Genomic DNA, 12,138 nt, shown 5'->3' with positions numbered 1-12,138 from the left:
GGCCGCGGGTGGTGGCGCTCGGGGGCGGGCATGGGCTTTACGCCTCGCTGTCCGCGTTACGAGCCGTCACCCGCGAGCTGACCGCCGTGGTGACCGTGGCCGACGACGGCGGATCCAGCGGCAGGCTGCGCCGTGAGCTGGGCGTGCTGCCGCCCGGCGATCTGCGCATGGCGCTGGCCGCGCTGTGCGGCGACGACGAGTGGGGCAGCACCTGGAGCGAGGTCGTCCAGCACCGGTTCCGCAGTGAGGGTGAGCTGCACGGCCACGCCGTGGGCAACCTGCTGATCGTGGCGCTGTGGGAGCTGCTCGGCGACCCCGTCGCGGGCCTCGACTGGGTCGGGCGGCTGCTCGGCGCGCAGGGGCGCGTGCTGCCGATGGCCTCGGTGCCGCTCGACATCGTCGCCGAGGTGGAGCTCGACGGCGTCGTGTCGACCGTACGCGGGCAGGTGGCCTGCGCGCTGACGCCTGGGCGGGTGTTGTCGATCTCGCTGGTGCCCGAGGATCCGCCCGCGCGACCGGAAGCGGTGTCCGCGGTGCTCGACGCCGACTGGCTGGTGTTCGGGCCCGGGTCGTGGTTCACCAGCGTGCTGCCGCACCTCAAGGTGCCCGAACTGGCCAGGGCGCTGCACGAGACCAGGGCCAGGCGGCTGGTCACGCTCAACCTGGCGCCGCAACCGGGCGAGACCGACGACTTCTCCCCCCAGCAGCACTTGGAAGTGCTCCGGCAGCACGCCCCCGAGCTGGCGATCGACGTCGTCCTCGCCGACACGGGCGTGGTCGACGACCCCGACGCGCTGGAGAAGGCCGCGGCCGCGCTCGGCGCACGGCTCGTCATGGCCGACGTCGCCGCCGGTGACGGCTCGCCGAGACACGATGCACGACGTCTTGCCTCCGTCCTGGACGAGATTTTCCTCCAGAAGCGTTGATCCTGGTCGGCGTCGCGAGAAGGTGCGAGAGACTGACGAGAGCCGGTCTTGAATGGGGGAGGACGAACGCTCATGGCGATGACAGGTGTGGTGAAGGACGAACTGAGCCGCCTGCCGGTGCTGAAGCCGTGCTGCCGGAAGGCGGAGGTTTCCACGCTGCTGCGGTTCGCCAGCGGCCTGCACCTGGTGGGTGGTCGCATCGTGATCGAGGCGGAACTCGACACCAACGCCACCGCCCGGCGGTTGATCAAGGACATCGGCGAGGTGTTCGGCCACAAGGCGGAGGTGCTCGTGCTCGCGCCGGCCGGGCTGCGTAAGGGGTCGCGTTACGTCGTACGCGTCTATCGCGACGGCGAGGCGCTGGCCAGGCAGACGGGCCTGATCGACAACCACGGCCGCCCGGTGCGCGGCCTGCCGCGTCAGGTGGTGGCGGGGGCCGCCTGCGACGCCGAGGCCGCCTGGCGGGGCGCGTTCCTGGCGCACGGCTCGCTCACCGAGCCCGGACGGTCGATGTCACTCGAGGTCACCTGCCCGGGCCCGGAGGCGGCGCTGGCGCTGGTCGGCTCGGCGCGCCGGCTGAAGATCCACGCCAAGGCGCGCGAGGTGCGCGGCGTCGACCGCGTCGTCGTACGCGACGGCGACGCCATCAGCGCGCTGCTGACCCGGCTGGGCGCGCACGACAGCGTGCTCGCCTGGGAGGAACGCCGCATGCGCCGCGAAGTGCGCGCCACGGCGAACCGGCTCGCCAACTTCGACGACGCCAACCTGCGCCGTTCGGCCAGGGCGGCCGTGGCGGCGGGCGCTCGCGTGCAGCGGGCGCTGGAGATCCTCGGGGAAGAGGCGCCCGATCACCTGGTGGTGGCCGGACGGCTGCGGGTGGAGCACAAGCAGGCGTCGCTGGAGGAACTGGGGCAGATCGCCGACCCGCCGCTGACCAAGGACGCCATCGCGGGCCGGATCAGGCGGCTGCTGGCGATGGCCGACAAGCGGGCCTCCGACATGGGCATTCCCAACACCGAGGCCAACCTCACCGTGGACATGCTCGCCCCCTGACGACGGCCTCGTCGCCTTCTGGCGACCGCTTCGTCGCCTTCTGGCGATGGCCTCCTCGCCCTCTGGCGATGGCGGCTCTCGCTGTTGCCGCTTTCCGCCTCTGCCGGCCAGGGGTCCTCGTGATGGGACCTCTGGGGCGGGGGACCCCGCTCCGGGCGTGACTGGACGGCGACCGTGCGTGTACAGGACAGCCGTGCGCGGGTGTACGCGACGGTCGTGCGTGGGGTGTACGGGACGGCGGTGCGTGGACGATCGCCATGCGTACAAGACGGGTGTGCGTTGATGACGGCCGTGCGGTGACGATGGCCGTGCGTTTTAAGGCGGCCGTGCGTTTTAAGGCGGGCGTGCGTTGACGATGGCCGTGCGTGCAGGGCGGTCGGGTGCGGAGGATGGGTGGCCGGGTGTGACGACCGGCCGGGTGTGACGACCGGCGGGTTGCGATGACCGCCGGGCCTGGAGGACCCGCCGGGTGCGATGGGCAGGCGGGTGCGTGGGTGCGACCCGGGCTGTTTGGGCTCAACCCGGGCCTCGGGTCGTGGGGTCGTCCTGGCGTGGGTTGTTGTGGTCAGTTCTGGGTGTGGCGGCCGTGGTCGGGGCGGGGCTGGTACTCCTGGCCGGGAGTCGGTTCCTCGTAGCGTGGCAGGTGCCGGGGCGGGAACGAGTTCTCCTCCCGCTGGTACGGCGGTGGGAACGCGTCCTCGGTGCGGTTGCGGAACGGGTTCTCGGTGGGTACCGGGTCCTCGGCCCGGGACCGGAACGGGTTCTCGGTCGGCACCGGGTCCTCGGCATGGCGGGGGAACGGGTTCTCGGCGGGCCGGACGTCCTCGGCCCTGATGTGGAACGGGCGGTCGGTCGGGAACAGGTTCTCGGGCCGGACCCGGAACCTGTTCGCTTCCGGAGCGGGGGACGAGCCGGTCGCGGGCCTGGCGAACCCGTTGCGGTGCTGCTGACGGGGGAAGGCGCCGCGCTGACCGGGGCGTCCGTGATCGGGCGAGCCGGGGAACGCGGTGTCGCCCTGAGCGGAGAACGAGTCGTCCCGGGGGGTGGGGAACGCGTCGTCGGGCTGCCCGGGGAACCCGCTGCCGCGTTGCGCGGGGAAGCCGTCGTCGGCGGGCGCGAGGAAACCGTCACCGCGCTGCGTGGGGAACCCGTTATCGGTGGGGGCGGGGAACGCGTCACCGCGCTGTGCGGGGTGGCCGTTGTCCCGCTGCCCGGGGAACCCGTCGTCGTGCCGCGCGGCGAACCTGTTCTCGCGCGGCTCGGGGTAGCCGGTGTCCCGCTGCGTGGCGAACCTGTCGTCGCGGTGCTCCGGGAACCCGCTGTCCCGTCGGGCCCCGAATCTGTCGTCGCGGTGCTCGGGGTAGCCGGTGTCCCGCCCGCCGGGGAACGGGTTGCCGCGTCGCGGGCGGAACCCGTTCTCGTGCGGCGTGCCCGCGTACCTGTCGTTCTCGTGCGGCGTCCTCGCGTAACTGTCGTCCTGGTGCGGCGTTCCGGGGTATCGGTCGTCCTGGTGTGGTGGGAACGGGTTCTCCGTGGACGGTGGGAAGCCGCCGTCCGGGCGCAGGGATCTGCGTGGCGGGATGTGCGGCTGGAACGGGTCGTCCGACCGGGCCGAGAACAGGCCGTCGGGCTGGTAGCCGTCGTCGTCCAGCCCGCGGGCCTTGGCCGCCTTCATCCGCCGGTTCACGAACCCGAACGCGGCCGCCGCGCTGAGCGCCCAGAACAGCAGCGTGACACGCTCCTCGTTGACGAACGTGCCGTAGCTGCCGGCGCTCACCGACAGCGCGGTGCCGAAGTCGAGCGCGGCGCCCTCCTGCTTGGCCAGGTCGATCAGCGCCAGGGAGAGGCCGAGCAGCGTGCCGAGCGCGGCGCCGATCAGGCCGAACAGCGCGGCCAGCGGCGCGAGGAGCGGGCTCGCGGACTTGACGGCCATCATGCCGGCGCCGACCAGGAAGCCGATTCCAGCGGTGGCGACGCCGAGCTGGTACCCGGTGACTCCGGAGATGACGCCGTAGAGTCCGGCTCCGACGAGCGCGGCCACCAGACCGACCAGGATGCCAGGTGCTAAGCCTGTGTTGTCACTGGACATGTTGGGGAGTCCCTATGTCGGGGAATGTGCCGTGATGTTTCCGTGACCTTACTCCCCGCCCGGTGGCCTACGCCGGAGAAATACCTTTAATCTCTGGCGGGCTTGCGCGGGGTGAACAGATCCCCCGTGCCCGCGGACGATCCGCTCGGCGCCTGCGCGGGCTCGAACGGCGCCCGGTACTCGACCTCCGGCTCCTCCTCGACGACCTGAACGGGCTCCGCGGCACGTGCGGCCAGCCGGCGCAGGCGCCGTACCCGCAGGGCGACCAGCACGAACGCGAGCAGCGCCGCGCTCGCGGCGGAGGTCCAGAACGGCCATGTCACATCGACGGTGACCAGCAACATGTTCTTGAACGAATGAGGCAGGGCCTCGGCGAACCGGCCGAGGTCGAACTCGGAGAAGAAGACGCCCGCGCCGACCTGCTGGATCGAGGTGAGATTCGACACCATGGCCGTCGTCCCGACGACGAGACCGAGCACCGTGGCCGCGGCGGCGTACAGCGCCGCCAGCGGGGGGAGGACGAGACTGCGCGGGCGCGCGCACATCATCACCAGCGCCAGCAGCAGACCGGCGGCCACGCCGAGTCCGATGACGAAGACCCGGCCCTCGGCGGCCGCCATGACGGCCTCAGGAATCAGGTGGGAGAACAGAATGGCCGCGCACACCGCGGCGGTGCAGAACAGTGCGGCGATCAAGCCGATGATCAGCCCAGAGAGCAGGCCGGACCTCTTACGTGACATCTCAGCCCCCAGAGAATGCGCGAATTTACTCCGACGAGTCGGGCACTTTACTCGAACCTCGCAAATTGCGCTGCCCGAACGCCGATTCGTTGGGTACACCCTGCAGTGGTCTAAACCAATTTAGGTCCGATAGGGTTCGTGATTGAGGTTTCAGCCCGCCATCTGTTCGAGGAGATCGGTTCCCGTGAGCATCCGCGTAGGCGTCAACGGCTTCGGCCGCATCGGTCGCAACTTCTGGCGCGCGGTCGCCGCCAGCGGCAAGGACATCGAGATCGTTGCGGTCAACGACTTGACCGACAACGCGACGCTCGCCCACCTGCTGAAGTACGACAGCATCCTGGGTCGCCTGCCGTACGAGGTGAAGGCCACCAGTGACGAGATCACCGTCGACGGCAAGGCGATCAAGGTTTTCGAAGAGCGTGACCCGGCCAAGCTGCCCTGGGGCAACCTGGGCGTCGACGTGGTGGTCGAGTCGACCGGCCTGTTCACCGACGCCGCCAAGGCCAGGGTGCACGCCGACAACGGCGCCAAGAAGGTCATCATCTCCGCCCCGGCGAAGAACGAGGACGTCACGCTCGTCCTGGGCGTGAACGACAGCGCCTACGACCCGGCCAGCCACACGATCATCTCCAACGCCTCGTGCACCACCAACTGCCTGGCCCCGATGGCGAAGGTCATCCACGACGCCTTCACCATCGAGAAGGGTCTGATGACCACGATCCACGCCTACACGCAGGACCAGAACCTGCAGGACGGCCCGCACAAGGACCTGCGCCGCGCCCGCGCCGCCGCGCTCAACGTGGTGCCCACCTCCACCGGCGCCGCCAAGGCCATCGGCCTGGTCCTGCCCGAGCTGAAGGGCAAGCTCGACGGCTTCGCCATGCGCGTGCCGATCCCCACCGGCTCGGCCACCGACCTCACGGTCGACGTCAGCCGCGAGGTGACCGCGGAAGAGGTCAACGCCGCCGTCAAGGCCGCCGCCGAGGGCCCGCTCAAGGGCATCCTCAGCTACACCGAGGACGAGATCGTCTCCTCCGACATCGTCACCGACCCGCACTCCTGCATCTTCGACGCCGGCCTCACCAAGGTCATCGGCAACCAGGTCAAGGTCGTCGGCTGGTACGACAACGAGTGGGGCTACTCCAACCGCCTCGCCGACCTGATCGAGCTGGTCGGCCGCGACCTCTGACGGCCGCGAGACCGCGACCTCCGACGGCCCGCGAGACAAGCCGCCGACCGGTTCGGCGGCCTCTCCCGGCGACCACGGGCCGCCTCACCACGTGAGGAGGCCGAGCCGCCTCGATGAGTGAGGCCATGGACACACGCACGACGACGGGGCGCGCCGGCCGCGCGCCTCGTTCAGAAGGGAACACGGAAGTGAGCATGCGCACGCTCGACGATCTCGACGTGAAAGGCCGCCGCGTTCTCGTGCGGGCCGACCTCAACGTCCCGCTCGACGGCGAGACGATCACCGATGACGGCCGTATCAGGGCCTCGGTACCGACGATCAAGACCTTGGCCGAGCGCGGCGCGAAGGTGATCGTCTGCGCCCACCTGGGCCGTCCCAAGGGCGCGGTGAACCCGAAATACTCCCTCGAGCCGGTCGCCAGGCGGCTCGGCGAGCTGCTCGGCCAGGACGTGGCCTTCGCCGCCGACGTCGTCGGCGAGAGCGCCCAGGCCACCGCGGCCGCGCTCCAGGACGGCCAGGTGGCCCTGCTGGAGAACCTGCGCTACGAGCCGGGCGAGGAGTCCAAGGACGACGCCACCCGCGGCGCGTTCGCCGAGAAGCTGGCCGGGCTGGCCGAGCTCTACGTCGGCGACGGCTTCGGCGCGGTGCACCGCAAGCACGCCAGCGTCTACGACGTGCCGCGGCTGCTGCCGCACGCGGCGGGCGGGCTGATCACCGCCGAGGTCGAGGTGCTCAAGCGGCTCACCGAGGACGTGGCCAGGCCGTACGCGGTCGTGCTCGGCGGCGCGAAGGTCTCCGACAAGCTCGGCGTCATCGCCAACCTGCTCACCAAGGTCGACAAGCTGATCATCGGCGGCGGCATGGCCTACACCTTCCTCAAGGCCCAGGGCCACGAGGTGGGCCGGTCGCTGCTCCAGGAGGACCAGCTCGACCAGGTGCGCGGCTTCCTCGACGAGGCCGCGAAGCGGGGCGTGCGGCTGGTGCTGCCGGTCGACGTGCTGGCCGCCACCGACTTCGCCGCCGACGCCGACCACGACATGGTCGAGGCCACGGCGATCCCGGCCGACCGCCAGGGCCTCGACATCGGCCCCAAGTCGCGTGAGCTGTTCGCGGGCGAGCTGGCCGACGCCAAGACCGTCTTCTGGAACGGCCCGATGGGCGTGTTCGAGTTCGCGGCGTTCTCCGGCGGCACCAGGGCGGTCGCCGAGGCGCTGATCGCCTCGCAGGCGTTCACCGTGGTCGGCGGCGGCGACTCCGCGGCGGCCGTACGGCAGCTCGGCCTGCCCGAAGATGGTTTCTCGCACATTTCCACCGGGGGCGGGGCCAGCCTCGAATACCTCGAAGGCAAGACCCTGCCCGGACTCGCGGCTCTGGAGGACTGAGTTGACGCAGCGAAAGCCGCTCATCGCCGGCAACTGGAAGATGAACCTCAACCACTTCGAGGCCATCAAGCTGGTCCAGAAGCTGGCCTTCGCACTCAACGACAAGGACTTCGACAAGGTCGAGGTGGCCGTGCTGCCGCCGTTCACCGACCTGCGCAGCGTCCAGACCCTCGTTGACGGCGACAAACTGCGCATCGTGTACGGCGGCCAGGACCTGTCCCCGCACGACGCCGGCGCCTACACCGGCGAGATCTCCGGCGCGATGCTGGCCAAGCTGGGCTGCACGTTCGTGGTGATCGGCCACTCCGAGCGCCGCCAGTACCACCGGGAGGACGACGACCTGGTCAACACCAAGGTCCAGGCCGCCTACCGGCACTCGATCACGCCGATCCTGTGCGTCGGCGAAGGGCTGGAGGTGCGCCAGGCCGGCGGCCACATCGCGCACAGCGTCGCCCAGCTCGACGGCGCGCTGCGCAAAATCACCGCCGAGCAGGCAAAATCGATAGTGGTGGCGTACGAGCCCGTGTGGGCGATCGGCACGGGCGAGGTCGCCACCCCCGAGGACGCCCAGGAGGTGTGCGGCGCGTTGCGAGTGAGACTCGCGGAGCTGTACGACCCCGAAGTGGCCTCTGCGGTCCGTATCCTTTACGGTGGCTCGGTCAAGTCAGGCAACATCGCCGGCATCATGGCTCAGCCCGACGTCGACGGCGCGCTCGTGGGTGGCGCCAGTATCGACGACGGGGAGTTCGCCAAGATCTGCCGATTCTCCGAATTGCCTGGCTAACTGAGTCGTTCTGGGGGTGCGACTTGACAGCAGGTCGTACCCTCAAGAGGCAAGTTTGAATCGTCGCGCGTAACTGAGCACTGAAGGAACAGGCATACCGTGGAACTCGGAATCTCCATCGCCCTCATCCTGGCGAGTTGTCTCATGATCCTGCTCGTCCTGCTCCACAAGGGCAAGGGAGGCGGCCTGTCCGACATGTTCGGCGGCGGGTTCTCGTCGAACTTCGGCGGTTCCTCGGTGGTGGAGCGCAACCTCGACCGTCTGACCATCATCACGGGGACGGTCTGGTTCGTCTGCATCATCGCTCTCGGCCTGCTTCTCAAGCCGTGAGCTGAAGTTAACGCGTGACAGTGATTCTCCCCCCGTGTTGTGTCGCGGGGCGATCGAGCGAGGAGTTCATCCGTGGGTAGTGGCAACGCGATCCGTGGCAGCCGAGTCGGCGCCGGCCCGATGGGGGAGGCCGAGCGCGGCGAGGCAGCTCCGAGAGTGCGGGTCTCGTTCTGGTGCGCCAACATGCACGAGACGCGCCCCAGCTTCGCCAGCGACGCGGCGGTCCCCGAGCTGTGGGACTGCCCGCGCTGCGGCCTCCCAGCCGGACAGGACGAGGAGGCCCCGCCTGCCCCGCCCAAGAACGAGCCGTACAAGACGCACCTGGCCTACGTGAAGGAGCGCCGGAGCGACAAGGACGGCAAGGCGATCCTCGAGGAAGCGCTGGAGCGCCTGCGCAACAACAAGTCCCCCTGGTAAACGGGCGAGGCCTGTCACACAAGCGGCCCCCGCATCGGTCGATGCGGGGGCCGCTGCGTGCGTTCAGGCGGCCGCCGTCCAGAACGGCCGCGCGAGGTCAGGAGAGGTCGTGCACGGCGACGCCGTCCACGAACGTCTGGCGCACCCGGGTCGTCCAGATCTCCTCGGCGGGCAGCGCGAACGGGTCGCGGTCCAGCACCACCAGGTCGGCGGGCCGCCCGGCCGCGATGACGCCGGCCGGGGAGCGGTTGATCCAGGCCGAGCCCGCCGTGTACGCCGCCATCGCCGTGGCCAGGTCGATGCGCTGGCCGGGCAGGAACGGGGTCTGGGCCGTCGGGTAATCGGCGTGCACCGAACCGCCCGGCTCGGTGCGGTTGACCGCCACGTGCATGCCCTGCAGCGGGTCGGCGTTGGAGACCGGCCAGTCGCTGCCCGCGCAGAACCTGGTGCCGTGCGCCCGCAGGTCGGCGAACGGGTACTGCCAGGACGAACGCGGCTCGCCCAGGAAGGGCAGGGTCAGCTCGTCCATCTGGGCGTGGTGGGTGGCCCACAGCGGCTGCAGGTTGGCCGTCACGCCGAGCGCGGCGAAGCGCGGGACGTCCGAAGGCTCGATGATCTGCAGGTGCGCGATGTGGTGGCGGTTGGCCGGGTCGGTGCCGGTGAAGCTGTCCAGCGCCTCCCGGACCGCGCGCTCGCCGATGGCGTGGAAGTGCACCTGGAAGCCGTGCCTGTCGAGTTCGGCGACGTACTCGCGGAGCTTGGCCGGGTCGACGTAGGACAGCCCGGTGCCGCCGCACTGGCAGTACGGCTCCAGCGTGGCCGCGGTGAAGTTCTCCGTGATGCCGTCCTGCATGATCTTGATGGACGTGGCGCGGAAGCGCTCCAGGCCCTCGGCGGAGGCGCGGCGCGCGATCAGCTCGTCGATCTGGTCGAGCCCGCGCGTCCTGTCCCACCACAGCGCGCCCACCACGCGCGCCCGCAGCCGCCCGGACGCCGCCGCGGCGACGTAGGTGGGCAGCTGGTCGTCCGAGCCCGCGTACGAGCCCACGATCGCGTCCTGCCAGCCGGTGATGCCCAGCGAGAACAGGTACCGCTCGGCGTCGGCCAGCGCGGCGTCCAGGTCGGCGGCGGTGGGACGCGGGGTGAGCAGGCCGACCAGGTCCATCGCGCCCTCGTGCAGCACGCCGCTGGGTGCGCCGTCGGGGTCGCGCTCGATGCGGCCGTCGGCCGGGTCGGGGGTGTCGGCGGTGATGCCGGCCAGTTCGAGTGCCCGGGTGTTGACCCAGGCGGCGTGGTGGTCGCGCTGGATCAGGTAGACGGGACGGTCGAGGAAGTCGAGCTGGTCGCGGTGGGGGAGCCCGCCGGGGAAGGCTGACATGTCCCAGCCGCCGCCATCAATCCATTCTTTTTCAGGATTTTTCGTGGCATAGTCGCTGATCTTGGCCAAATAGGCGTCAAGTCCGTAGATTTCTGACAGGTCGCACTTGGCGCGTTCGAGGCCGGCCTGCACCGGGTGGATGTGCGCGTCGGTGAAGCCCGGCGTCAGCAGGCCGCCGTCCAGGTCCACGCTCTCGTGCCCCGGCGCCTGGGCCGCCAGCTCGGCCTCCTGGCCCACCGCGGCGATCACGCCGTCCCTCACCAGCACCGCCGCGGACAGCAGCTCCCTGCCGGTGAAGACGCGTCCGCCACGGAAGAGGATGTTCATGAAGATCCCTTCGAATCCAGTGACCGGTCCGGTGACCAGTCCAGCGACCGGTTCAGTGGCCGGTGATGAGGTCGGCGAAGCGGGCCAGCGCCGACGTGCGGGGCATCGAGCGTTCGCGGTGGTCGGCCACCCGGTACAGGCGGTACATGGCGTGCACGCCCAGCCACCGCAGCGGCTCGGGCTCCCACGACCGTACCTTGCGCCCCACCCACGGCAGGGACGTCAGCTCGCTCTCCTCGCCCAGGATCAGGTCGCGCAGCGTGCGCCCGGCCAGGTTCGTGGTGGTGACGCCGTGACCGGTGTAACCGCCGGCCCAGCCGAGGCCGGTCGCCGGGTCCACGTGCACGGTCGAGCACCAGTCGCGGGGCACGCCGAGCACGCCCGACCAGGCGTGCGCCACCGACGAGGAACGGGCGGCCGGGAAGAAGTCGGTCAGCAGCTGCCAGAGCGCCTCGACCGTCCAGTCGTGGGTGTGGCCGCGGGCGTCGAAGCGTGAACCGTACATGTACGGCCGGCCGCGCCCGCCGAACGCGATCCGGTCGTCGGCCGTGCGCTGGGCGTACATGTAGTAGTGGGCCATGTCGCCGAGCAGCTCGGAGCCCTGCCAGCCGACCGACTCCCAGAACGACTCGGGCAGCGGCTCGGTCACGATCATGGAGCTGTTCATCGGCAGCCACTGCCGCCGCAGCCCCTTCAGCCGCGCGGTGAAGCCCTCCGTGGCGCGGATCACGTACTGGGCGGAGACCGTCCCGTACGGGGTGGCGGCCCGGTTCGGCGCGATCTCGGTGACCGGCGTCCGCTCGTAGATGGTGACGCCGAGTTCGCGTACGGCCCTGGCCAGGCCCTGGGCCAGCTTGGCCGGCTGGATCCTGGCGCAGTGCGGGCTCCAGGAGGCGGCCGTCGCGCCCGCGACCCGTACGTGGTCGGTGGCGTTCACCAGGCGCAGGTCGGGCTCCTCGATGCCCCAGGCCCGCGCCGACGACACCGAGGCGCGCAGCCGGGTGGCCTGGGCGGTGGAGCGTGCCACGGTGAGCACGCCGCCCTTGACGATGTCGGCGTCGATGCCCTCCTTCTGGCAGACCTGGATCACCTCGTCGATCGAGGTGTACATCTCGCGCTGCAGGCGGCGCGCGCCCTCGCCGTAGCGTTCGTGCGCCCCGGCCAGGTCGCCGGTCAGCCAGCCGCCGTTGCGCCCGGACGCGCCGAACCCGGCGAACTCCTGCTCCAGCACCACGACCCGGAGCGTGGGCCGGGCCCGCTTGAGGTAGTACGCGGTCCACAGGCCGGTGTAGCCGGCGCCGACGATGACCACGTCCGCCTGGAGGTCGCCGTCGAGCCGCGGCCCGGGCGCTGGGACGCCCGTGGCTCGATACCAGTAGGACACGTCACCGTTGACGAATCCGGATGACAAGGGAACACGCACACTCATGGCCCCATATCCTGCTATATCCGCATAGTTCGGCGCATCATGCAACGAATTACAGGTTGTAACACCCCGTTCGCGGCGGCGTAACAGGCCCCGG

Annotated in this window: 11 protein-coding genes; 7 read left to right on the top strand and 4 right to left on the bottom strand. The window is 70.4% G+C overall.

Going from position 1 to position 12,138, the window contains the following annotated elements; translation table 11 throughout:
- Together HII36_RS30230 and whiA are read left to right on the top strand one after the other, a co-directional pair.
- Positions 1-926: gluconeogenesis factor YvcK family protein (locus HII36_RS30230; protein WP_236004001.1), on the top strand; the 926-nt coding region annotated here is incomplete at its 5' end.
- 72 nt (positions 927-998) lie between these two features.
- A complete protein-coding gene (gene whiA, locus HII36_RS30225) occupies positions 999-1,979 on the top strand; it encodes a DNA-binding protein WhiA (protein ID WP_173526679.1) in 981 nt (326 codons plus the stop codon).
- A 565-nt stretch (positions 1,980-2,544) separates the two neighbouring features.
- Here whiA and HII36_RS30220 read toward each other — a convergent pair.
- Positions 2,545-4,068, bottom strand: coding sequence for a DUF4013 domain-containing protein (locus tag HII36_RS30220; RefSeq protein ID WP_173526678.1), 1,524 nt, complete (start codon positions 4,066-4,068; stop codon positions 2,545-2,547).
- 86 nt (positions 4,069-4,154) lie between these two features.
- Complete coding sequence (locus tag HII36_RS30215; RefSeq protein WP_173526677.1) at positions 4,155-4,808, bottom strand: hypothetical protein; 654 nt, start codon at positions 4,806-4,808, stop codon at positions 4,155-4,157.
- Positions 4,809-4,992: 184 nt separating this feature from the next.
- On the opposite strand from HII36_RS30215, the gene gap reads away from it, so the two are divergent.
- The 5 genes from gap to HII36_RS30190 all read left to right on the top strand — a co-directional run bounded on the left by gap (position 4,993) and on the right by HII36_RS30190 (position 8,910).
- Positions 4,993-5,997: a type I glyceraldehyde-3-phosphate dehydrogenase gene (gene gap, locus HII36_RS30210; protein WP_173526676.1), complete on the top strand. Its 1,005-nt coding sequence runs from the start codon at positions 4,993-4,995 to the stop codon at positions 5,995-5,997.
- A 194-nt stretch (positions 5,998-6,191) separates the two neighbouring features.
- The gene (locus HII36_RS30205) at positions 6,192-7,379 is read left to right on the top strand and encodes a phosphoglycerate kinase (protein ID WP_217370154.1); all 1,188 of its coding nucleotides are present in this window, start codon (positions 6,192-6,194) and stop codon (positions 7,377-7,379) included.
- Position 7,380: 1 nt separating this feature from the next.
- Positions 7,381-8,163, top strand: a complete 783-nt coding sequence (gene tpiA / locus HII36_RS30200; protein WP_173526674.1) for a triose-phosphate isomerase — start codon at positions 7,381-7,383, stop codon at positions 8,161-8,163.
- A gap of 99 nt (positions 8,164-8,262) precedes the next feature.
- On the top strand, positions 8,263-8,493 hold the full coding sequence (gene secG, locus HII36_RS30195) for a preprotein translocase subunit SecG (RefSeq protein ID WP_173526673.1): 231 nt from the start codon (positions 8,263-8,265) through the stop codon (positions 8,491-8,493).
- 72 nt (positions 8,494-8,565) lie between these two features.
- Positions 8,566-8,910, top strand: a complete 345-nt coding sequence (locus HII36_RS30190; protein ID WP_090942943.1) for an RNA polymerase-binding protein RbpA — start codon at positions 8,566-8,568, stop codon at positions 8,908-8,910.
- 97 nt (positions 8,911-9,007) lie between these two features.
- Here the strand turns inward: HII36_RS30190 and HII36_RS30185 are convergent, their stop codons facing one another.
- Both HII36_RS30185 and HII36_RS30180 read right to left on the bottom strand, forming a co-directional pair.
- On the bottom strand, positions 9,008-10,615 hold the full coding sequence (locus HII36_RS30185) for an amidohydrolase (RefSeq protein ID WP_173526672.1): 1,608 nt from the start codon (positions 10,613-10,615) through the stop codon (positions 9,008-9,010).
- A 52-nt stretch (positions 10,616-10,667) separates the two neighbouring features.
- Positions 10,668-12,044, bottom strand: coding sequence for an NAD(P)/FAD-dependent oxidoreductase (locus HII36_RS30180; protein WP_173526671.1), 1,377 nt, complete (start codon positions 12,042-12,044; stop codon positions 10,668-10,670).
- Positions 12,045-12,138 lie beyond the last annotated feature (94 nt).

The organism is Nonomuraea antri (assembly GCF_013283785.1).
Classification (GTDB): domain Bacteria; phylum Actinomycetota; class Actinomycetes; order Streptosporangiales; family Streptosporangiaceae; genus Nonomuraea; species Nonomuraea antri.
The sequence above is the reverse complement of the archived record's forward strand: the minus strand, read 5'-3'. Positions and strand labels throughout refer to the sequence as shown.